Source organism: Kitasatospora sp. MAA4 (assembly GCF_029893355.1).
GTDB lineage: Bacteria > Actinomycetota > Actinomycetes > Streptomycetales > Streptomycetaceae > Kitasatospora.
Map to the genome: position 1 here is coordinate 22,676 of NZ_JARZAI010000013.1, position 21,442 is coordinate 44,117.

At 72.5% G+C, this 21,442-nt stretch carries 24 protein-coding genes; 9 read left to right on the forward strand and 15 right to left on the reverse strand.

The window, feature by feature from the left end; genetic code table 11:
- Position 1: 1 nt before the first annotated feature.
- Positions 2-721, reverse strand: a complete 720-nt coding sequence (gene fabG / locus P3T37_RS18505; protein ID WP_280724813.1) for a 3-oxoacyl-[acyl-carrier-protein] reductase — start codon at positions 719-721, stop codon at positions 2-4.
- A 274-nt stretch (positions 722-995) separates the two neighbouring features.
- On the opposite strand from fabG, the gene P3T37_RS18510 reads away from it, so the two are divergent.
- The 6 genes from P3T37_RS18510 to P3T37_RS18535 all read left to right on the forward strand — a co-directional run bounded on the left by P3T37_RS18510 (position 996) and on the right by P3T37_RS18535 (position 6,789).
- Positions 996-2,147 carry an MBL fold metallo-hydrolase gene (locus tag P3T37_RS18510; protein WP_280724814.1) on the forward strand — a complete coding sequence of 384 codons (1,152 nt, stop codon included), beginning with the start codon at positions 996-998 and terminating at the stop codon, positions 2,145-2,147.
- Positions 2,148-2,267: 120 nt separating this feature from the next.
- On the forward strand, positions 2,268-3,821 hold the full coding sequence (locus P3T37_RS18515) for a TldD/PmbA family protein (protein ID WP_280724815.1): 1,554 nt from the start codon (positions 2,268-2,270) through the stop codon (positions 3,819-3,821).
- Positions 3,821-5,215 (forward strand): metallopeptidase TldD-related protein, encoded by a 1,395-nt coding sequence (locus P3T37_RS18520; RefSeq protein ID WP_280724816.1) that lies wholly within the window; start codon positions 3,821-3,823, stop codon positions 5,213-5,215. The genes P3T37_RS18515 and P3T37_RS18520 overlap by 1 nt, the downstream gene beginning before the upstream one ends.
- Positions 5,216-5,237: 22 nt before the next feature.
- Positions 5,238-5,801: an RNA 2'-phosphotransferase gene (locus tag P3T37_RS18525; protein WP_280724996.1), complete on the forward strand. Its 564-nt coding sequence runs from the start codon at positions 5,238-5,240 to the stop codon at positions 5,799-5,801.
- A 108-nt stretch (positions 5,802-5,909) separates the two neighbouring features.
- On the forward strand, positions 5,910-6,278 hold the full coding sequence (locus P3T37_RS18530; protein ID WP_280724817.1) for a DUF3099 domain-containing protein: 369 nt from the start codon (positions 5,910-5,912) through the stop codon (positions 6,276-6,278).
- 277 nt (positions 6,279-6,555) lie between these two features.
- Positions 6,556-6,789 (forward strand): hypothetical protein, encoded by a 234-nt coding sequence (locus P3T37_RS18535; RefSeq protein ID WP_280724997.1) that lies wholly within the window; start codon positions 6,556-6,558, stop codon positions 6,787-6,789.
- 5 nt (positions 6,790-6,794) lie between these two features.
- Here the strand turns inward: P3T37_RS18535 and trxA are convergent, their stop codons facing one another.
- The 5 genes from trxA to P3T37_RS18560 all read right to left on the reverse strand — a co-directional run bounded on the left by trxA (position 6,795) and on the right by P3T37_RS18560 (position 11,679).
- Positions 6,795-7,121: a thioredoxin gene (trxA, locus tag P3T37_RS18540; RefSeq protein ID WP_280724818.1), complete on the reverse strand. Its 327-nt coding sequence runs from the start codon at positions 7,119-7,121 to the stop codon at positions 6,795-6,797.
- A gap of 109 nt (positions 7,122-7,230) precedes the next feature.
- A complete protein-coding gene (gene moaA / locus P3T37_RS18545) occupies positions 7,231-8,220 on the reverse strand; it encodes a GTP 3',8-cyclase MoaA (protein ID WP_280724819.1) in 990 nt (329 codons plus the stop codon).
- A gap of 85 nt (positions 8,221-8,305) precedes the next feature.
- Positions 8,306-9,928 carry a cation acetate symporter gene (locus P3T37_RS18550; protein ID WP_280724820.1) on the reverse strand — a complete coding sequence of 541 codons (1,623 nt, stop codon included), beginning with the start codon at positions 9,926-9,928 and terminating at the stop codon, positions 8,306-8,308.
- Positions 9,925-10,317, reverse strand: a complete 393-nt coding sequence (locus P3T37_RS18555; RefSeq protein WP_280724821.1) for a DUF485 domain-containing protein — start codon at positions 10,315-10,317, stop codon at positions 9,925-9,927. The genes P3T37_RS18550 and P3T37_RS18555 overlap by 4 nt, the downstream gene beginning before the upstream one ends.
- 318 nt (positions 10,318-10,635) lie before the next feature.
- The gene (locus tag P3T37_RS18560) at positions 10,636-11,679 is read right to left on the reverse strand and encodes a zinc-dependent alcohol dehydrogenase family protein (protein ID WP_280724822.1); all 1,044 of its coding nucleotides are present in this window, start codon (positions 11,677-11,679) and stop codon (positions 10,636-10,638) included.
- Positions 11,680-11,824: 145 nt separating this feature from the next.
- Between P3T37_RS18560 and P3T37_RS18565 the strand changes: the two genes are divergently transcribed.
- Genes P3T37_RS18565 through P3T37_RS18575 form a run of 3 tightly spaced genes read left to right on the forward strand, consistent with a single transcriptional unit; the run spans position 11,825 to position 14,414 of the window.
- The gene (locus P3T37_RS18565) at positions 11,825-12,823 is read left to right on the forward strand and encodes a DEDDh family exonuclease (protein WP_280724823.1); all 999 of its coding nucleotides are present in this window, start codon (positions 11,825-11,827) and stop codon (positions 12,821-12,823) included.
- Between the two features lie 31 nt (positions 12,824-12,854).
- A complete protein-coding gene (locus P3T37_RS18570) occupies positions 12,855-13,622 on the forward strand; it encodes an SURF1 family protein (protein ID WP_280724824.1) in 768 nt (255 codons plus the stop codon).
- A gap of 30 nt (positions 13,623-13,652) precedes the next feature.
- Positions 13,653-14,414, forward strand: a complete 762-nt coding sequence (locus P3T37_RS18575) for an SDR family oxidoreductase (RefSeq protein ID WP_280724825.1) — start codon at positions 13,653-13,655, stop codon at positions 14,412-14,414.
- A gap of 11 nt (positions 14,415-14,425) precedes the next feature.
- On the opposite strand, the gene P3T37_RS18580 is transcribed toward P3T37_RS18575, so the two are convergent.
- From P3T37_RS18580 to P3T37_RS18620, 9 genes are all read right to left on the reverse strand, one after another.
- Positions 14,426-15,067, reverse strand: coding sequence for an alkaline shock response membrane anchor protein AmaP (locus P3T37_RS18580; protein ID WP_280724827.1), 642 nt, complete (start codon positions 15,065-15,067; stop codon positions 14,426-14,428).
- 18 nt (positions 15,068-15,085) lie between these two features.
- Positions 15,086-15,631, reverse strand: a complete 546-nt coding sequence (locus tag P3T37_RS18585) for a DUF6286 domain-containing protein (protein ID WP_280724828.1) — start codon at positions 15,629-15,631, stop codon at positions 15,086-15,088.
- Positions 15,628-16,065 carry an Asp23/Gls24 family envelope stress response protein gene (locus tag P3T37_RS18590; RefSeq protein WP_280724829.1) on the reverse strand — a complete coding sequence of 146 codons (438 nt, stop codon included), beginning with the start codon at positions 16,063-16,065 and terminating at the stop codon, positions 15,628-15,630. Before P3T37_RS18590 ends, P3T37_RS18585 begins: the two co-directional genes overlap by 4 nt.
- Entirely contained in the window at positions 16,065-16,256 is a 192-nt protein-coding gene (locus P3T37_RS18595) for a hypothetical protein (RefSeq protein ID WP_280724830.1), read from the reverse strand. Before P3T37_RS18595 ends, P3T37_RS18590 begins: the two co-directional genes overlap by 1 nt.
- A 33-nt stretch (positions 16,257-16,289) precedes the next feature.
- Positions 16,290-16,760 (reverse strand): Asp23/Gls24 family envelope stress response protein, encoded by a 471-nt coding sequence (locus tag P3T37_RS18600; RefSeq protein ID WP_280724831.1) that lies wholly within the window; start codon positions 16,758-16,760, stop codon positions 16,290-16,292.
- A 146-nt stretch (positions 16,761-16,906) separates the two neighbouring features.
- Entirely contained in the window at positions 16,907-17,725 is an 819-nt protein-coding gene (locus P3T37_RS18605) for an enoyl-CoA hydratase/isomerase family protein (protein ID WP_280724832.1), read from the reverse strand.
- A gap of 208 nt (positions 17,726-17,933) precedes the next feature.
- Entirely contained in the window at positions 17,934-18,167 is a 234-nt protein-coding gene (locus P3T37_RS18610; RefSeq protein WP_035794854.1) for a helix-turn-helix domain-containing protein, read from the reverse strand.
- A gap of 378 nt (positions 18,168-18,545) precedes the next feature.
- On the reverse strand, positions 18,546-20,144 hold the full coding sequence (gene abc-f, locus P3T37_RS18615) for a ribosomal protection-like ABC-F family protein (protein WP_280724833.1): 1,599 nt from the start codon (positions 20,142-20,144) through the stop codon (positions 18,546-18,548).
- Between the two features lie 279 nt (positions 20,145-20,423).
- Positions 20,424-21,347, reverse strand: coding sequence for a hypothetical protein (locus P3T37_RS18620; protein ID WP_280724834.1), 924 nt, complete (start codon positions 21,345-21,347; stop codon positions 20,424-20,426).
- Positions 21,348-21,442 lie beyond the last annotated feature (95 nt).

Sequence of the window (21,442 nt, forward strand, 5' to 3'; positions counted from 1 at the left end):
ATCAGTGACCCATGCCCAATCCGCCGTCGACGGGAATGACGGCTCCGGTGATGTACGCCGCCTCGTCCGAGGCGAGGAAGCGCGTGGTGGAGGCGATCTCGGAAGGCGTGGCGTACCGGCCAAGCGGCACTCCCGCGACGATCTCCTTGCGGCGCTCGTCGCTGAGCACCGCGGTCATGTCGGTGTCCACGAAGCCGGGGGCGACCACGTTGACGGTGATGCTGCGCGGGCCGAGCTCACGGGCCAGCGAGCGCGCGAAACCGACCAGGCCCGCCTTGGAGGCCGCGTAGTTCGCCTGCCCCGGCGAGCCGGCCAGGCCGACGACCGAGGAGATCAGCACGATCCGGCCCTTGCGCGCCCGCAGCATCTTCGCCGAGGCGCGCTTGACGACCCGGAACGTCCCGGTGAGGTTGGTGTCGAGCACCGAGGTGAAGTCCTCTTCGGACATCCGCAGCAGCAGGGTGTCCTTGGTGATGCCCGCGTTGGCGACCAGCACCTCGACCGCGCCGTGCTTGCCCTCGATCTCGGTGAAGGCCGCGTCGACCTGCGCGGAGTCGTTGACGTCGCAGCGGACCGCGAGCACGTCGTACTTGGCGAGTTCGGCAGGCACCTCGCCGGAACGGCTGGTGATGGCGACCTTGTCACCCGCCTCGGCGAAGGCTTGGGCGATGGCGAGGCCGATGCCCCGGTTTCCTCCGGTGACGAGAACCGAGCGGCTCAACGATCCACCTCTCCCTATTCGTGGTCCGCGTACGTGGGACCGTACGCACTGTGACGCTATCGGTCGCGTCCATACGGCGACGAATCGAGCTTCAACAGGTGATCCGTTGGTGTTCTGTGGCGTTCTGACAATTTCACCCGACGTCCGCCATCGGGGGTACCCTCCGCCGGGAACAACATGGCGGGGGGTACCCGTTGCCCTCTCGGTGCGGAGACCCCGCCCAGAACCCCACAGACGCCACCACCAGCAGACCACTAGCAAGGGCGGACCCCCGATGAGTGAGGCAAACCCCCGGGCCACCGGCAGCCGGGGCCGACTGCTCACCCTGACCGCGCTGGCCGCCGGGGCCGGTGCGGCGGCCTGGGCGCTGCGGGACGTCCCGGCCGCGTTCGGACGCCGTCCCGACGCCGAGCGGGACGCCCGGATCCGGACCTCCCCGCAGTACGCGGACGGGACCTTCCACAACGCACCCTCCACGCTGGCCCGCTCCACGGGCGGCGCCCCGAACATCGACCGCGCCACCGTGCGCCGGATGCTCCTCGAGCGCGAGGGCCGCACCCCGCTGCGCCCGGTGCCCACCGCCCGGCCCACCGGCGACCGCGGCCGGCCGGCCCCGCAGGGTGTGGAGATCACCTGGTACGGCCACGCCTCGGCGCTGGTGGAGATCGAGGGCGCCCGGGTGCTGCTCGACCCGATGTGGAGCGACCGCTGCTCCCCCTCCGCGCACCTGGGCCCCAAGCGGCTGCACCCGGTGCCGATGGAGCTGGAGGAGCTGCCGCCGGTGGACGTGGTGCTGATCTCGCACGACCACTACGACCACCTGGACATGGACACCGTCCGGCGCCTGGTGCGCAGCCAGTCCGCACCGTTCGCCGTCCCGCTGGGCATCGGCGGCCACCTGCGCCGCTGGGGCGTGCCGGAGCACCGCATCATCGAGCTGGACTGGAGCGAGACCTGCACGCTGGGCGACCTCACCGTCACCCTCACCTCGGCGCACCACTTCTCCGGCCGCGCGCTGACCCGCAACACCACGCTCTGGGGCTCCTGGGTGATCGCCGGACCGACCCGCAAGGTCTTCTACACCGGCGACTCCGGCTACTTCGAGGGCTATGCGGCGATCGGCGCCGAGCACGGCCCCTTCGACGCCTCGCTGGTCCAGATCGGCGCGTACGACGAGGCCTGGTCGGACATCCACATGACGCCCGAGGACGCCGTACTGGCCCACCGGGACCTGGGCGGCGGCCTGCTCGTCCCGGTGCACTGGTGCACCTTCAACCTGGGCCTGCACCCGTGGGCCGAGCCCGTCGAGCGGCTGCTCGTGGAGGCCAAGGCGCAGGGCGTCGCGGTCGCCGTGCCGCGCCCGGGCGAGCGGGTCGACGTGGCCAACCCGCCGGAGCTGGAGGGCTGGTGGGAGGGCCTGTCGTGACACGCCGCGCCGTCGGGGCCCAATCCGCTGGCCGAAACGGGACGAGCAGGACATGATGCGGTGCGGGTCCGCCCTCCGCGCGTGGGCCCGCACCGCCGACCCTCGTCTCCAGGGAGCCCGATGCCGCCGACATCCCCCAGCGCCTCGCCGGCCCACCGCGCCGTCGACCCGCTCTTCCTCGCGCTGCCGCTGCGGCAGTTGGCCGACGCGGCGCTGAGCCGGGCCCGGCAGTTGGGCGTCACGCACGCCGACTTCCGCTGCGAGAAGGTCCGCAGCGCCTCCTGGCGGCTGCGCGACGCCCGTCCGTCCGGCACCTCCGACACCGTGCAACTGGGCTTCGCGGTCAGGGTCCTGGTGGACGGCGCCTGGGGCTTCGCGGCCGGCGTGGACCTCACCCCGCAGGCCGCCGCGCTGGTGGCCGAGCAGGCGGTGGCGGTCGCCCGGCTCTCGGCCCAGGTGAGCCGGGCCGCCGGAGGAGGGGACCTCGTCGAACTCGCGGACGAGCCGGTGTACGCGGACGTCAGCTGGGTCTCGGCGTACGAGATCAACCCCTTCGACGTCCCCGACGCCGAGAAGACCGCGCTGCTGGCCGACTGGAGCAGCCGGCTGCTGGGCGCCGACGGCGTCAGCCACGTGGACGCCTCGCTGCTGACGGTGCAGGAGAACAAGTTCTACGCCGACACCGCGGGCACCGTCACCACCCAGCAGCGGGTGCGGCTGCACCCCGAGCTGGAGGCCACCGCGGTGGACGAGCGGACCGGCTCCTTCGAGTCGATGCGCACGGTCGCGCCGCCGGTCGGTCGCGGCTGGGAGTACCTGCACGGCACCGGCTGGGACTGGGCGGGCGAGCTGTCCCGGCTGCCCGAGTACCTGGCCGAGAAGGTCAAGGCACCGAGCGTCGAGGCCGGCCTCTACGACCTGGTGATCGACCCCACCAACCTCTGGCTGACGATCCACGAATCGATCGGCCACGCCACCGAGTTGGACCGCGCGCTCGGCTACGAGGCCGCCTACGCGGGCACCTCGTTCGCCACCTTCGACCAGCTCGGCACCCTGAAGTACGGCTCCGAGCTGATGCACGTCACCGGTGACCGCACCGCCGAGCACGGCCTGTCCACCATCGGCTACGACGACGAGGGGGTGGCCACCCAGTCCTGGGACCTGGTCACCGACGGCGTCCTGACCGGCTACCAACTGGACCGCCGGATGGCCAAGTTGAAGGGCCTGGGCCGGTCCAACGGCTGCGCCTTCGCGGACTCCCCCGGGCACGTCCCGGTGCAGCGGATGGCCAACGTCTCGCTGCAACCGGCTGCGGACGGCCCGGACACCGAGGGTCTCTTCGCCGGCGTCGAGCGCGGGCTCTACATCGTCGGCGACCGGTCCTGGTCGATCGACATGCAGCGCTACAACTTCCAGTTCACGGGCCAGCGCGCCTACTTGATCCGGGGCGGCCGGCTGGCCGGGCAGGTGAAGGACTTCGCCTACCAGGCCACCACCACCGACTTCTGGGGCTCGATGGCCGCGGTGGGCGGCCCGCAGACCTACCTGCTGGGCGGCGCGTTCAACTGCGGCAAGGCCCAGCCGGGACAGGTCGCGGCGGCCGGACACGGCTGCCCGTCGGCGCTGTTCGAGGGCGTCAACGTGCTCAACACGCAGCAGGAGGCTGGTCACTGATGACCGATCGGATCAAGTCGCACGAGCTGGTGGAGCGCGCCCTGGAACTCTCCCGGGCGGACGGCTGCGTGGCCCTGGTCGACGAGGACACCACGGCCAACCTGCGCTGGGCCGACAACGCGCTGACCACCAACGGCGTCACGCACGGCCGCCGGCTCACCGTGGTGGCCACCGTGGACGGCGCCGAGGGCACCGCCTCGGGCGTGGTGGCCCGCGAGGCCGTCACACCGGCCGACGTCGAGCAGCTGGTCCGCGCCGCCGAGGCGGCGGCCCGCGCCGCGGGTCCGGCCGAGGACGCCCAGCCGCTGCTCACCGGCGACCGGGTCAGCGCGGACTTCACCGAGGGGCCCGCACAGACCTCCATCGACGTCTTCCGGTCCTTCGCACCCGCGCTCGGCTCGGCCTTCGCCCGGGCCCGCGCGGCCGGCCAGGCCCTGTACGGCTTCGCCCAGCACGAGATGTCCTCCACCTACCTGGGCAGCTCCAGCGGCCTGCGGCTGCGGCACGACCAGCCGACCGGGTCGCTCGAACTGAACGCGAAGGCGGGTTTGGGATCGGCCTGGGCCGGCGCCGCCACCCGCGACTTCGCCGACGTGGACGTCCAGGCGCTGCACACCGAGCTGGACGAGCGGCTGTCCTGGGGCAAGCGCCGGATCGACCTGCCCGCCGGGCGCTACGAGACGCTGCTGCCGCCCACCGCCGTCGCCGATCTGATGCTCTGCCTGCACTGGGCGATGGGCGCCCGCGACGCCGTCGAGGGCCGGACCGTCTTCAGCCGGCCGAACGGCGGCAGCAAGATCGGCGAGCGCCTCGCACGGCTGCCGCTGACCCTCCGTTCGGACCCGGCCGCACCGGGGCTGGAAACCGCGCCCTTCCTGGTCACGCACTCCTCCCACCCCGACACCTCGGTCTTCGACAACGGCCTGCCGCTGGGCCCCACCGACTGGATCCGGGACGGCGAGCTGGCCAACCTGGTGACCAGCCGGCACACCGCCGCGCTGACCGGCCTGCCGGTCCGGCCGGGCGCCGACAACCTGACGCTGTCGACCGCCGACCAGGCCGCCGCCCCCACCCTCGCCCAGATGGTGGCCGGCACCGAGCGCGGGCTGCTGCTCACCTGCCTCTGGTACATCCGCGAGGTCGACCCGGCCACCCTGCTGCTCACCGGCCTGACCCGGGACGGCGTCTACCTGGTCGAGGACGGCCAGGTGGTCGGCGAGGTCAACAACTTCCGGTTCAACGAGTCCCCGGTGGACCTGCTGGGCCGCATCACCGAGGTCGGCCGCACCGAGCGCTGCCTGCCCCGCGAATGGTCGGACTGGTTCACCCGGGCGGCGATGCCCGCGGTCCGGGTCCCCGACTTCAACATGAGCTCGGTCAGCAAGGCGTCCTAGACGCCGTGGGGGGGAACAGATGATGGACGAGAAGCGCGTGGTCAAGACGTCGAAGCGGCTCTCCAAGGTGCTGCGGCACGACCCGGGCGCCCTCGGCCTCACGCTGGACGAGGGCGGCTGGGTGCGGGTGGACACCCTGCTCGCCGCCTTCGCCGAGCGCGGCGGGCGGCTGACCCGGGCGGAGTTGGACCACGTGGTGGAGACCAACAACAAGCGGCGCTTCGCCTACTCCGAGGACGGCCTGCGGATTCGCGCCAGCCAGGGCCACACGGTGGAGGTGGACCTCGGGCTCGCCGCCACCGAGCCCCCGCCGGTGCTCTTCCACGGCACCGCGCAGAGTTCGGTGGCGGCGATCTTCAGGGACGGCCTGCGGCCGATGGCGCGCCAGGACGTCCACCTGTCCGCCGAGACCGAAACGGCCACCCGGGTCGGCGCCCGGCACGGCCGTCCGGTGGTGCTGCGGGTGGACGCCGCCGCGATGGCCGCGGACGGACACGAGTTCCGGGTCAGCGCCAACGGCGTCTGGCTGACGGACGCGGTGCCGCCGCAGTACCTGTCGCGCGACGTCGCCCACGCGGCCGACTGACGCCGAAACGCCGTGCCCCCACTCTCGTTCGCCGGACACCTGCGGCGTACCGTGAGGGAACCGGGCGGAATCCGTGTCGCGCGGGTGGGCACGAAGGCGGCGGTAGGGATGAGCAGGAACGACGGGGTCAGGCAGGTCTTCCGGATCACCGGAGCCAGGACCAGCCTCACCGAGGACGTCCGCGGACGGCAGCGCCGGTACGTGATCTCGATGCTGATCCGCACCGTGTGCCTGCTGCTCGCGGTGGCGCTGTGGGGCGTCCAGCGCCAGGTCGCCTGGGGTGCACTGGTGGCGGCTGTCCTGCTGCCGTACTTCGCGGTGATCATCGCCAACGCCGGACGCGAGCGGGCCCCCGGACTGCCCAGCACCTTCGACCTGCCGCCGACGACCCCGCTGATGCTCGGCCCCGGCGGAACGGGTGGCGCGGGCGCTGCCACGGGCGCTGCCACCCAGGGCGAGCGCGCCTCGGAAATCTGACTCTCCGTACACAGGCCGGTCAGATCGAGATCTGATCGTCATCTAAGCCGTGTCCGATTCGCCGGGAATTATCCGTTTATGACGGATGAAAACCTCAGGGGAAGCTCAAATAAATCATGAAAGACCTAGGCACACGCCGCTCCTGCCGTGACATACTGCGTACGCGCTCCGCATCCCCCGTCGGGGCGACGGACCGACGCCGGGCGGCTCCCCCCGTGGCTGCCCGGCGTCGCCATGTCCGCAGCACGTCCCGGATGACAGACTGTCGATCATGAGCATCGACTTCTTCGGCACCGCGGCGGACGGCCCGACCGGACCCCCCAAGTGCTCGGCCAAGGCCTGCCGAGCCACCGCCGAGTGGGTCCTCGTCTGGAACAACCCCAAGCTGCACACCCCCGACCGCCGCAAGACCTGGCTGGCCTGCCCCGACCACCGCGAGCAGCTCTCCCAGTTCCTGAGCGTCCGCGGCTTCCTCAAGGAGGTCGTGGCACTGGCCGACTTCGTCGAGTAGCGCTGCTACGCGCTGATGAAATCGGCCAGGTCGCGCTCGATCGCCGCCTTCGGCTTGGCGCCCACGATGGTCTTGACGACCTCGCCGCCCTGGTAGACGTTGAGCGTCGGGATGGACATCACGCCGTACTTGGCGGCGGTCTCCGGGTTCTGGTCGATGTTGAGCTTGACGATCTCGATCTTGTCACCGTACTCGGCGGCGATGGCCTCCAGGCTGGGGGCGATCTGCCGGCACGGGCCGCACCACTCCGCCCAGAAGTCCACCAGGACCGGCTTGTCGCTCTTCAGTACGTCCTCGTCGAAACTCACGTCGGTCACGGCCTTGAGCGCCATGGGTGCCTCCGGTGTTGGCGGTTTGTTGTCCCGAACGGACACCCTCCCAGTCTGCGCCGCGCGGGCACCGCCCCACACGGGTGTGTCGGGTGAATTCCCTCCGGACGTGTCAGCCGCCGATGGCGGACATCGGGCGGTCGGGCTGGTGGAACTCGGGGTCGTCGATTCCGGCGCCGGCCTTCTTGCCCCACATCGCCGCGCGCCACAGGGCGGCCAGCTCGGCGTCCGAGGCTCCGGCGCGCAGGGCGGTGCGCAGGTCGGTCTCGCCGGTGGCGAACAGGCAGTTGCGGACCTGGCCGTCGGCGGTGAGCCGGGTGCGGTCGCAGGCGCGGCAGAACGGACGGGTCACCGAGGCGATCACGCCGACGGTGCCGGGCCCGCCGTCCACCAGCCAGCGCTCGGCGGGCGCGGCGCCGCGCTCGGCGGTGGTGTCGGGGGTGAGCTCGAAGCGGGCGGCGAGCCGGTCCAGGATCTCCTCGGCGGTGATCATCTGCGAGCGGTCCCAGCCGTGTTGGGCGTCCAGCGGCATCTGCTCGATGAACCGCAGTTCGTATCCGCGCTCCAGGCACCAGCCGAGCAGGTCGGCGGCCTCATGGTCGTTGACGCCGCGCATCAGCACGCTGTTGAGCTTGACCGGCAGCAACCCGGCGGCCTCGGCGGCGACCAGCCCGTCCAGGACGTCCTGGTGGCGGTGGCGGCGGGTGAGCGTGTGGAAGGTCTCGGGGTCCAGGGTGTCCAGCGAGACGTTGATCCGGTCGAGTCCGGCCTGGTGCAGCGCCTTCGCGGTCCGTGCCAGGCCGATGCCGTTGGTGGTGAGTGACAGTTCGGGGCGCGGTGCGAGCTGCGCGCAGGCCGCGACTATGGACACCAGGCCGGGCCGCAGCAGCGGCTCGCCACCGGTGAACCGCACCTCGCGCACGCCCAGCTCCCGCACCGCGAGGGTGACCAGCCGGACGATCTCCTCGTCGGTGAGCAGGTCGGGCTTGGCCAGCCACTGCAGGCCCTCCTCGGGCATGCAGTACGTGCAGCGCAGGTTGCACCTGTCGGTGAGGGAGACCCGCAGGTCCACGGCCTGTCGACCGAAGGTGTCGAGGAGCACGGTGCGCGCCTTTCCCGGGGTTGGGGCTGGCCCGGGCCGCCACTGCGACGGGCCGGGCCAGCTTAGACCAACCGTGCTCCCGTACTCAGTGCGCGCCGAGACCGGTCAGTGAACGAACCTCCAGTTCAGCGTACTTCGCCGGATCAGCGCTCTGCTTCGAGAGCACTGTTCCCAGCCAGCCCGCCAGGAAGCCGATCGGGATGGAGACCAACCCGGGGTTCTCCAGCGGGAACCAGTGGAAGTCGGAGTGCGGGAAGAGCGAGGTGGGCGTGCCGGAGACCACCGAGGAGAAGATCACCAGCAGCACCGAGCTGATCAGCCCGGCATAGACCGAGCTGACCGCGCCGACGGTGGTGAAGCGCTTCCAGTAGAGCGAGTACAGCAGCGTCGGCAGGTTGGCCGAGGCCGCCACCGCGAAAGCCAGCGCGACCACGGCGGCCGCGTTGAGCCGGTCCGCGAAGATGCTCAGCAGGATCGCGATGGCACCGATCGCCACCGCCGCCAGCTTCGCCGAGCCGATCTCCTCGCGCTCGCCCGCCCGCCCGCGCCGGATCACGTTGGCGTAGATGTCGTGGGCGAAGGAGGCCGAGGAGGCCAGCGTCAGTCCGGCGACCACGGCGAGGATGGTCGCGAAGGCGACCGCCGAGATCACCGCGAGCAGGATCGCGCCTCCGGTCGAGCCCGCGCCACCGCCCAGCTGCTGGGCCAGCAGCGGCGCCGCGGTGTTGCCGGCCGCGTTGGAGGCCTTGATCGTCCTGGGCCCGACCAGCGCGGCCGCGCCGAAGCCGAGCGCCAGCGTCATCAGGTAGAAGACCCCGATGATGCCGATCGCCCAGAGCACCGACTTCCGGGCCGCCTTGGCGGTGGGGACGGTGTAGAAGCGGACCAGGATGTGCGGCAGGCCGGCGGTGCCCAGCACCAGGGCCAGGCCCAGGCTGACGAAGTCCAGCTTGCTGGTGCCGGTGGCGCCGTACTTGAGGCCCGGTTCCAGGAAGGCGTCGCCCTTGCCGCTGGCGTGCGCGGCGGCGCCCAGCAGGCTGGACGGGTTGAAGTCGTACTTGGCGAGCACCAGGACCGTCATCAGCGCGGCGCCCGCGATCAGCAGCACCGCCTTGACGATCTGCACCCAGGTGGTGCCCTTCATCCCGCCGACGACCACGTACAGCACCATCAGCGCGCCGACCCCGACGATCGTCCAGCGCTTGGCGGCGTCGCCCTCGATGCCCAGCAGCAGCGCGACCAGCGAGCCCGCGCCGATCATCTGGGCCAGCAGGTAGAAGACCGAGACCACGATGGTCGAGATGCCGGCCGCGGTGCGTACCGGACGTTGTCGCATCCGGAAGGCGAGGACGTCGGCCATCGTGTAGCGGCCGGAGTTGCGCAGCGGTTCGGCGATCAGCAGCAGGGCGACCAGCCAGGCCACCAGGAAGCCGATCGAGTAGAGGAACCCGTCGTAGCCGGAGAGCGCGATGACGCCGGCGATGCCGAGGAACGAGGCGGCCGACATGTAGTCGCCGGAGATCGCCAGGCCGTTCTGGAAACCCGTGAAGCCGCGGCCGCCGGCGTAGAAGTCGGCGGCGTCCTTGGTCTGCCGACCGGCCCAGACGGTGATGCCGAGGGTGGCCAGCACGAAGACGCCGAAGAGCGTCATGGTCAGCGCGCGGTGGTCGCCGGCGGCCGTGGCCAGCGTGAGGGTCGAGCCGGTCATTCGCCCGCCTCCCAGGGGGTGACGACGGTCGGGCGGCCGTAGCGTTCGCGCAGCAGGGCGGCGGACGGGTCGAGCCGCCGCTCGGCGAAGCGCGCGTACCAGGCGGCGATGGCGAAGGTGCTGGCGAACTGCAGCAGGCCGAGCACCAGCGCGACGTTGATGTGTCCGAACAGCTTGGCGGCCATGAAGTCGTGCGCGTAGCAGGACAGCAGCACGTACAGCAGGTACCAGAGCAGGAAGCCGAGCGTCACCGGGAAGGCGAAGCTCCGGAAGGAGGCCCGCAGACCGCGGAACTCCCGGTCCTCCTCCGGTCGTTCGAGCTGCGCGGGGTCGGTCGCGGTGACGGTGCCGTCCGGCGGCGAGCCGGGCTGCTGGTGGGGATGGTCCACTCCATCTCTCCTGACGTCTTCGTGAGACAGGCCGCGCGGGCGGGGGACTTGGGACGGTCCACGCGGTGGTGCAGGGGCGGAGCACGATGATGTGAGGGGCGCCACACTGTCGTACATGCCGATGCATGCTAAGAGCGATCAGACGGTTGCGGACAGTGTTTGAGCACATCCGGCCCACTCTTCACACTGACGCGCCGTGAAACTGGCCGAATCACGACGGTCCGCGACGACGTCCGGACATGCCGAAGGGGGCGGTACCAGGTTCTGGTACCGCCCCCTCCTACCGCTCTTCGCCAGTCCAGAAGAGGCTCAGAGGGCTCAGAAGGCGATGCGGACCTTCAGCGCCGAGCGGTCGTCCATCGCGCGGTAGCCGTCCGGCACGCCGTCCAGGTCCACCGTCCGGTCGAAGACCAGACCGGGTTCGATCTTCCCCGCCAGCACGTCCGCGAGCAGCTCGGGGATGTACGCGCGGGCCGGCGCGACGCCGCCACCGAGGGCCACATTTCGGCCGAACATCTGACCGATGTCGACGCCCGCGCTGCCGCCGTGCGGCACGCCCACGTAACCGACCGCACCGCCGTCGCGGGCGATCGAGATCGCCGTGCGCATCGACTCCTCGGTGCCGACCGCCTCCAGGACGGAGTGCGCGCCCTGGCCGCCGGTCAGCTCGCGGACGGCCTCGATGGCCGCCTCGCCGCGCTCGGCCACCACGTCGGTGGCGCCGAACTTGCGGGCGATGTCGGTGCGGACCTCGTGCCGGCCGAGCGCGATGATCCGCCCGGCGCCGAGCCGGTGGGCCGCCAGCACGCCGCACAGGCCCACCGCGCCGTCGCCGACCACGGCCACCGTCGAGCCGGGGCGGACCTTGGCGGCGACCGCGGCGTGGTGCCCGGTGGCCATCACGTCGGAGAGCGCCAGCAGGTGCGGCAGCAGCGCTTGGTCGGTGGCCGCGTCCTTGGGCAGCTGGACCAGCGTGCCGTCCGCGAACGGCACCCGGACCGCCTCGCCCTGGCCGCCGTCGGAGCCGACGCTGCCCCAGAAACCGCCGTGCGGGCAGGAGGTCTGCAGACCCTCGCGGCAGTACTCGCACACGCCGTCGGACCAGACGAACGGCGCCACCACGAAGTCGCCCGGCTTGAACCCGGCCACCGCCGAGCCGACCGACTCGACGATGCCGAGGAACTCGTGGCCGATCCGCTGGCCGGCCTCGCGCGCCGCGACCCCGCGGTAGGCCCACAGGTCGCTGCCGCAGATACAGGCGTTGACCACCCGCACCACCGCGTCGGTCGGCTGCTGGATCTCCGGGTCCGGTACGTCCTCGATCCGGATGTCGTTGGGGCCGTGGATGACGGTGGCGCGCATGGGGATGTCCTTCGTGGGGAGCATGGAATGGATTCGTCCGCTTGTACGACCAATCCGCTCTCCACTCTATTCCGGGGCACCCCAGGCGGCCCTGCGGGCCCGAACGGCCCCTCGCGCAGCCAAACGCCCCTTAAGCTGGTGCACCATGCACGCGCCCCAGCCTTCGGCCCTACCGATCCCCCCGCAGCGCACCAGTGCGCCCGAGGGCCTCGAAGGCCCCGCAGGATACGCCGTCGTCGACGTCGAGACCACCGGTCTGGGCCGCTCCGACCGGGTGATCTCGGCGGGCGTCTACCGGCTGGACGCGCACGGCGAGGTGCTCGACCACTGGTACACCCTGGTCAACCCGCTGCGCGACCCCGGCCCGGTCTGGATCCACGGCCTGACCAGCGCCATGCTGGCCGACGCGCCGACCTTCCCGGAGATCGCCGACGAGCTGGGCGCCCGGCTGGCCGGCCGGGTGATGGTGGCGCACAACGCGCTCTTCGACTGGAACATGATCTCCCGCGAGTACGCGCGGGCCGGGCTGCGCGCCCCGGTGGAGCAGCGGCTCTGCACGATGGTGCTCTCGCGCGACCTCGGCCTGCCGCTGCCCAACGGCAAGCTGGCCTCGCTGGCCGAGTACTTCGGCGTCCAGCAGCGCAATGCCCACAACGCGCTGGACGACGCCCGGGTGCTCGCCGAGGCCTTCCGGCCCAGCCTGCACCTGGCCCGCAGCGGCGGCGTACCGCTGCCGCTGACCACCTGCGTCGCGGTGACCGATCTCGGCGAGGACTCCTCGACCGCCGCACCCGGTCCGATCCGCGGCTCCTGGGGCTCCTCCTACCGTCCCGCGCGCAAGCGGCCCGCCTGCCCGTACCCCAACCCCGGCCGCTGGCAGGAGGGCGGGCTGCTGGTGCAGGGCATGCGGGTGGCGATCACCGGCGACACCGCGACCGACCGCGAGGTGCTGGAGGACCGGGCGATCGCCGCCGGGCTGCACATCGCCTCCTCGGTCAGCCGGCTCACCAGCCTGCTGGTGACCAACGAGCCCAGCAGCTGGAGCGGCAAGGCCCGCAAGGCGCGCGAGCTCGGCACCCCGGTGATCGGCGAGGACGCCTTCCTCCAGCTGCTCTCGGACGTCGCCCCGCACCCCGGTGCCTGACCCGCGCCCGGCGTGGGCGTAACGTGCCGATGTGTACCGATTTATGCTCTCCCGGCGCTGGGTGGCCCTCACGCTGATCACGCTGCTGCTGATTCCGGTGATGATCCGGCTGGGCATCTGGCAGCTGCACCGGCACGAGTCCCGGGTGGCCCGCAACACCCTGATCGGCCACAGCCTCAGCGCCGATCCGGTCGCCTTCGACACGCTCTCCCCCGGCCCGGGCCTCGCCGTCCCCGGCGAGCTGACCTGGCGCGCCGTCACCTCGACCGGCTCGTACGACACCGCGCACGAGTTCGTGGTGCGCCAGCGCACCGACTCCGGCGGCGACGCCATCGGCTACTTCGTGATCACCCCGCTCACCCTCGCCAACGGGCGCGGCGACGTGCTGGTGAACCGCGGCTGGGTCCGCCCGGGCGACGACGCGACCAGCTACCCGCGGGTGCCCGCCGCACCGAGCGGCCAGGTCACGGTCACCGGCCGGCTGCGCGCCGACGAGACCACCGCCGGCAGCGGCATCCGCGAGCGCGGCGGCCTGCCGGATCGTCAGTACATGCTGATCAACGCCGCCCAGCAGGCCCGGATCACCGGCCGACCCGTCCTCGGCGGCTACCTGGAACTGGCCGCCACCAGCCCCGACCCCGGCCCCCAGGCCCAGGCCCAGCTGCTGCCCGCGCCGAACCACTCGGAGATCGGCCCGCACATCGCCTACGCACTCCAGTGGTGGCTCTTCGCCGCCCTGCTGCCGGTGGGTCTGGGGATCCTCGTCCGCCGCGAGGCCAAGGAGGCAAAGGCGGCCTGACCCCGGGGACCCGTACGGCAGGATGGCCCCATGGATCTTGGACTGCAGGACAAGGTGTACGTGGTCACGGGCGCGACCCGCGGCCTGGGCCTGGCCGCCGCCCGCGAACTGGTGGCGGACGGCGCCCGGGTGGTCGTCACCGGACGCAAGCCGGCGGCGGTCGAGGCCACCGTCGAGCTGCTGGGCGGGCCCGCCGCAGCCGCTGGTGTGGTCGCCGACAACGCGGACCCCGACACGGCCGACCGGGTGCTCGGCGCGGCCGTCGAGCACTTCGGGCGGCTGGACGGCGTGCTGATCAGCGTCGGCGGGCCGCCGCCCGGCCCGGTCGCGACGGCGACGGACGAGGCATGGCGCGAGGCGTTCGAGGGGGTCTTCCTCGGCGCCCTGCGGATCGCCCGGGCCGCAGCCGCGCTGCTGGGCGAGGGCGGGGCGATCGGCTTCGTGCTCTCCGCCTCGGTGCGCGAGCCGATCCCGGGCCTGGGGATCTCCAACGGGCTGCGCCCGGGCCTGGCGATGGCCGCCAAGTCGCTGGCCATCGAACTGGGCCCGCGCGGCATCCGGGTCTTCGGACTGCTGCCCGCGCGGATCGACACCGACCGGGTGCGGGAGCTGGACTCGCTCGCCGACGACCCGGCCGCCGCCCGCGCCCGGGCCGCCGCCGCGATCCCGCTGGGCCGCTACGGGACGCCCGAGGAGTTCGGCAAGGTCGCCGCGTTCGTCCTCTCCCCGGCCGCCTCCTACCTGACGGGCGTGATGATCCCGATCGACGGCGGCGCCCTGCGCGGGCTGTAGAGCCTGGCGCGTCAGATCACCCGCGGCCGGTGCGGGTGGCGCGGCGCGCGGGCCCGGGTCCGCGGGGGGCCGGACACCCGCAGGCGCAGGTCCAGCGGGAGTTCGGTCGACCCGCCGAGCACCGTACGGGCCTGGGCCAGCGGGCCCGCCTCCAGCTCGCCGACCGTCGCGGGCACGTCGGCCCCCGGGTCGAGCAGCAGCTGCGCCCGCACCTGTAGCCGGGGCAGGCGGCCGGCCAGCCGTACCCGCGCCCGGGCCACCTCGGGCAGCGCACCGGCCCCGGCCTCCAGCGCCTGGATCAGCGCGGCGCGGCGCAGCCGCAGCGTGAGGCCGGGCCGCTGCGGGGTCTCCAGCGCCAGTTCGGTGGGCGAGGAGCGCCGCAGCTGCGCGAGCAGCCACGCGAAGGCGAGCGCCGCGACGACGGTGAGCCCGCCGATCACCACCGGCCACCACCAGAGGCGGTTGCGCCAGCGGGTGCGCGCAGCCTCGCTGAGCACCGGCCGGTGCGGCGAGTGGAGCGGCCACCAGGACGGTTGGCCCAGGTGCCAGACCCGGTAGAGGTCGAGCCCGCCGGCCAGCACCAGCAGCGCCCCGACCAGCAGCACCAGTCCGGCCAGGCCGAGCAGCACGCGGTTGACGGTGACTCTGCTCATCAGGCGAAGCTCCTCGGGTCAGTGCATCGGCGGACGGTGCTTGGCCGGCCGGTTCCGCAGGCGCAGCCGCAGCGGGCTGGCCAGCGCGATCCGCTCCAGCTCGGCCGTCAGGGCGGCCTCGGCCCCGGCGAGGTCGGCGCTGCCGAAGAGCGTCACCCGGGCCCGGTCGCGGTTCACCCGGGCGCGGGCGTCCGCGACCATCGTCAGCTCCAGCGCCCGGGCCTCCAGCAGCGCCGCCACGCCCGCGCGGTCGATCAGCGCGCCGGGCGGCCGCATCAGCGCCAGCCAGCGCCGGTTGCCGGGGGCGACGGCCAGCCAGAGCAGCCAGCAGCCGAGCGCCGCCGCGACCCCGGCGGCGGCGAGCACCCACCCTGAGTCGAGGTGCCGGGTGGCCAGCTCGTGGGCGATCCGCACCCGCCAGGCGCCGGCCCGGTGGCCGGTGCGGACCGCGGCCACGTCGTAGAGCAGCGCCCCCGAGGCGACCAGGACGACCAGCGCGACCACCCCGGCGGCGGGGCCGCGCGCCGAGCGCGGCACCCGGTTCTCGGACGGCTCGGCGGTCACAGCTCCTCGCCCTCGCCGCCCTCAGCGCGCTCAGCGACCGGCGCCTCGGGCAGCAGCAACCGCTCCACGACCACCACCACCTCGCGCACCGGGATCCCGGTCAGCGCGCCCACCCGCTCGGCCACCGCGTCCCGGACCGCCCCCGCGAGCGCGGCCAGGTCGGACGGGAACGGGAGGTCGACCCCCACCCTGATCCGGGCGCTGCGGCCCGAGACGGAGACCGCGACCCGCGGCGGCTCCCCCGCCACCGCCGTGGGCGTGGCGGCGGTCGCGGCGGCGAGGGTGTCGCGGGCCGCCAGCCAGGCGATCCGGGCTAGCACCCGGTCGGCGATCCGCAGCCGGCCGCGCTGGGCCGGCGGAGTCGTCCGCCCGGTGTCCCGGCCCCAGCCGGCGTTGGCCCGGCGCCCCGGCCCCTGCACCGCGGGCGAGGTCATCAGCGCCGCCGGTCGCGGCTGCGCAGCAGGTCGCGGAGGTCGCCCAGGTCCACGTCGCCCTCCAGCAGCCGACCCACCACGAAGCCGACCGCGCCGAGCACGGCGACCAGCAGGAAGGCGGCGAACCCGCCGAAGTAGCCGGCGAAGCCCAGGGCCATGCCGGCCACCATGCCGATGAACGCGAGACTCACTGGTTCTTCTCCGATCGGAGCGTCGGGGCAGGCCTACTGGACTCGGGAGCGCCGCTCGGAGGGCTGCTCCTCCTCGTCCTCGTCCAGCTCATCCGGCAGATGGACGTCGTTGACGGCGATGTTCACCTCGACCACTTCGAGGCCGGTCATCCGCTCGACCGCGCTGATGATGTTGTGCCGCACCGCCGCGGCGAGCTGCGGGATGACCACGCCGTACTCGACCACCAGGGCGATGTCGATGGCGGTCTGCTTCTCGCCCACCTCGGCCTTGATCCCGCGCGAGACGCTGGAACGGCCGCCGGGCACCCGGTCGCGCATCGCGCCGAAGGTCCGGGACAGCCCGGAACCCAGCGCGTAGATGCCGGGGACCTCGCGCGCGGCCATGCCCGCGATCTTCTCCACCACACCGTCGGCGAGCGCCGTCCGTCCGCGCTCCTCGGTCAGCGGGCCGCTGTGCGCAGCGCCGCCCTTGGTGAGATCGGACGGCTTCGGGGTGTCGGGCATGGGAGTGCCTCCTGGGGTCGCGTCTCCAGCTATACCGCACTGACCCCCAACTCTGACATTTCGCCACGTACCACGCCTCCGGGCATCTTCCGGACACGGCAAAGGGCCCGGCTCCACTGGAAGCCGGGCCCTTGGGGACAGCGCAGTCAGTCGCCCAGGCCGGCGAGGTCGCGCAGGCGGCGGGCCTGCGCCGCCCGTTCGGCGGAACGCTGCTCGTCGTAGGAGCGCCCGCCGGCGCCCTGGAGCAGGGCCTTGGTCTCGATCACGGCGTTGCGCGGCGCGGCGAGCAGGGCTGCGGCCAGTTCGCGGGCCGCGGTGTCCAGCTCCTCGTTCGGCACGGCCAGGTTGGCCAGGCCGATGGCGGCGGCCTCCTCGGCCGTGACGTCCCGGCCGGTGGCGCAGATCTCCAGCGCCCGCCCGTAGCCCACCAGGTCGGTCAGCGGCTTGGTGCCGGCCAGGTCGGGGACCAGGCCGAGCGAGGTCTCACGCATCGAGAACTTCGCGTCCAGCGCGCAGATCCGCAGGTCGCAGGCGAGCGCGAGCTGGAAGCCGGCCCCGACCGCGTGGCCCTGGACGGCGGCGACGGTGATCAGGTCGGAGCGCCGCCACCAGGTGAAGGCCTCCTGGAACTCGGCGATGTAGCCGTCCAGCTGCTGGTCCGGGGCGGCGGCCAGGGCGGTGAAGCCCAGCTCGCCGGGGATGCCCTCGGGGCTGAACATCGCGCGGTCCAGGCCGGCCGAGAAGGACAGGCCCTCGGCCCGCAGCAGCACCACGCGGACGGTGCCGGGCAGCTCGCGGCCGACCGCGGCGAGCGCGCGCCACATGGCCGGGGTCTGCGCGTTGCGGCGCTTGGGGTGACAGAGAGTCACCACGGCGAGCTCGCCCTCGACCTCCAGCCGGACGCCGACCTCCTCCCAGGAGTCCGCGGAGTCCGGGGAGGGAGGGGTGGAGACGGGCGCGGTCATGGGCACCTCCGGAGACGGGCAGGGCAGGCTCCGGTGTGCCGCCCTCTACTTCTACCGGAGAGTAACTTATCCTGCCGCCCTTCGGTACCGCCCGGATCCGGACATGACGATCGGCGGCCGGACGGCATCGTCACGGTCGCCGATTCGCCTGGGCCCGCTGCTCGCGAACCGGCGGAACCTGTCGAACACCTGCTGACCTGACGGTCGGTCAGGATCCCGCCGCCGCAGCCGCTTTGGCCTTGCCGCGCGTGGCGCCGCCGCGACCCCGAAGGTTCACCCCGGACTCGCTGAGCATGCGGTGCACGAAGCCGTACGAGCGGCCGGTCTCCTCCGCCAGCGCACGGATACTCGCTCCGGAGTCGTACTTCTTCTTCAACTCGGTCGCGAGCTTTTCACGCGCGACACCAGTTACCCGGCTGCCCTTTTTCAGAGTCTCGGCCACCCGTGCCTCCTCGTAGCTGTGCTCGATCGGATTCCCATGATCACCCATCCCCCGGCTCATGGCCACCCATTCGACAAGGTCCATCGGGGCAATCGGGCGGCGGCGAGTCGTATCGCCCGCGCATCCGGGCGCTCACCCTGGGTGTGCGAGGCTCTGCAGAAAACGCCCGTAGCGGACGAAAGAGCTGATCAGCAGGGTCGTCCAGGGATCGCCGCAGAGGTGAGTCGACTAAAACGGAATCCCAGACCACTGCATTCCCGGAAGGGCCCGGGTGATGGGTTCGTCTGGGCCAGATGCAGGAGCGTGTGTCTACTCAACGCAAGCGCCCGTGACCACGGGCGCGGTCACGGGCTGTTGCGGAGCGGGTTGCTGCGAGGGTCAGGCGAGCGAGACCAGGTCGTGGTACGCCGGGGTCCACAGGTCCTCGACGCCGTCCGGGAGCAGGATGATCCGCTCCGGCTCCAGCGCGTCGACCGCGCCCTCGTCGTGGGTGACCAGCACCACGGCGCCGGAGAACGAGCGCAGGGCGCCCAGGATCTCCTCGCGGCTGGCCGGGTCGAGGTTGTTGGTGGGCTCGTCGAGCAGCAGCACGTTGGCGCTGGAGACCACCAGCGAGGCGAGCGCCAGACGGGTCTTCTCACCGCCGGAGAGCACCCCGGCCGGCTTGTCGACGTCGTCGCCGGAGAACAGGAACGAGCCGAGGATCTTTCGGATCTGCACCAGGTCGGTGTCCGGCGCAGCGGAGCGCATGTTCTCCAGCACAGTGCGCTCGGGGTCGAGCGTCTCGTGCTCCTGGGCGTAGTAGCCGATCTTCAGGCCGTGGCCGGGGATCACCTCGCCGGTGTCCGGCTTCTCGACGCCGGCCAGCATCCGCAGCAGGGTGGTCTTGCCGGCGCCGTTCAGGCCGAGCACCACGACCCGGGAGCCGCGGTCGATCGCCAGGTCGACGCCGGTGAAGATCTCCAGCGAGCCGTACGACTTGGAGAGGTCGGCCGCCGTCAGCGGGGTCTTGCCGCAGGGGGCCGGGTCCGGGAAGCGCAGCTTGGCGACCTTGTCGGAGGCGCGCACCTGCTCCAGGCCGGAGAGCAGCTTCTCGGCGCGGCGGGCCATGTTCTGCGCGGCGACCGTCTTGGTGGCCTTGGCGCGCATCTTGTCGGCCTGCGCGTTGAGGGTGGCGGCCTTCTTCTCGGCGTTGGCGCGCTCGCGCTTGCGGCGCTTCTCGTCGTCCTCGCGCTGCTGCTGGTAGAGCTTCCAGCCCATGTTGTAGACGTCGATCGCCGAGCGGTTGGCGTCCAGGTAGAAGACCTTGTTGACGACCGTCTCGACCAGGTCGACGTCGTGCGAGATCACGATGAAGCCGCCCTTGTACGACTTCAGGTAGTCCCGCAGCCAGACGATCGAGTCGGCGTCCAGGTGGTTGGTGGGCTCGTCCAGGAGCAGCGTGTCGGCGTCCGAGAAGAGGATCCGGGCGAGCTCCACGCGGCGGCGCTGACCACCGGACAGGGTGTGCAGCTCCTGGCCGAGGATGCGGTCCGGCAGGCCGAGCGCGGCGGCGATGGTGGCGGCCTCGGCCTCGGCCGCGTAGCCGCCCTTGGTGAGGAACTCGGTCTCCAGGCGCGAGTACTTCTTCATCGCGTTCTCCTGGGTGGCGCCCTTGCCGTTCGCCATCCGCTCCTCGTTCTCGCGCATCTTGCGCAGCACCGTGTCGAGGCCGCGGGCGGAGAGGATGCGGTCGCGGGCCAGCACGTCGAGGTCGCCGGTGCGCGGGTCCTGCGGGAGGTAGCCGACCTCGCCGGACCGGGTGACCGTGCCGGCGGCCGGGATGCCCTCGCCGGCCAGCACCTTGGTCAGCGTGGTCTTGCCGGCGCCGTTGCGCCCGACCAGACCGATCCGGTCGCCGGGGGTGACCCGGAAGCTGGCGGACTCGATGAGGATGCGGGCGCCGGCGCGCAGTTCGAGGGCGTTGACGGAAATCATGGCTGGAAAAGCTCCTGGGGCTGGTACGGCCCCGGTCCGCGTCATGACGTCAGGCGGCAGGGGCACAAGGGTGCGGCGGGGGTCTGGGCGGCGCCTGAACGGCGCTGGACGGGCGACGGCGGCCGAACGGCCCGCACCGCACCGGCACGGACCGAAGAGCTCGCTGCCTACCGCCGCTAGTGCCCGCGGAGAACAGCCATGTGGCCCAGTCTACCGGGCCGCCCGCGGGTGCTCGGAGACATTTCCGGCCACCGCCCCGGCAGCGGCCCTGTCCGGGCCCTAGGCCGCCGTCGCGGGGCAGCCGGTGTCCGGCTTGAGGGCGGCGAACGGCTCGGCCGGGCTGTCGCAGGGGGTCTGGGCCACACCCTGGTCGGTGTCGAAGATCCGGGTGCCGGCCAGCGGACCGTCGTCGATCTTGACCAGGTGGCCGTTGAGCGCGGTCAGCTGGACCTTGGGCCCGGCGTTCAGCTGCCAGCCGTGGCCGTCCAGCTTGAAGCCGGTGATGCCGCCCGGCAGCACGTGGCCGGCACCGTTCGTCCCGGTGCAGGTGCGCGGGACCAGGACGGCGCTGTCGGTCTGGACGGCGCGCAGCGGGTCGAAGAGGCAGCCGAAGAGCGGGCGGGAGTTGAACCGCAGGTCGCCGTCGCGGTCGCGGAAGCCCATGGTCAGGCCCGGCGTGGTGACCTGCACCCAGGCCTCGGGCGCGCTGACGGTCTGCAGTGCGGCGGCGGCCCGCTCCAGCTGGACCTGCTTGCGCTGGGCGTCGGTGCGCTGGTCGGCACCGGGCTCGCCGTCGGCGCGCAGCCACTCGGCCAGGCCCGGGACGGCGCGGTGCCAGCGGACCTCGTGGTCGCTGGTCTCGATCGAGGTGACCATGCCGTCGTCCCAGACGACGATGGCGCTGCCGCCGAGCACCGACAGGTGCAGCGCGGTCGCGCCGTCGCGCTGGTAGGTCCAGAGCAGCGCGCCGGTGGTGCGGTCGTACGCCTCCAGGCCGGGGCCGACCCGCAGGTCCAGCGCGGGTGCCCCGTCCGACTGGGCGCCCACCGGGCTGGCCTGCGCCTGGCCCGGCGCGGAGACCTGGTCGCCGAACGGGACCGGGCGGTTGGCGTGGGCGGCAGCGCCCGCGCCGAGCACCAGGAGCACGGCCATGGCGGGCAGGGCGGATCGGGGCGTGAGGGTACGTAGCGGCTTCCAGGACACCTCGGGAGGGTACCTGGCGAGAGCTGAAGCTTCAGCATGGCGGGGCCGTTTACCCAGGTTCCGTACCGATAACCAGACATTCGGACTGCGATCTG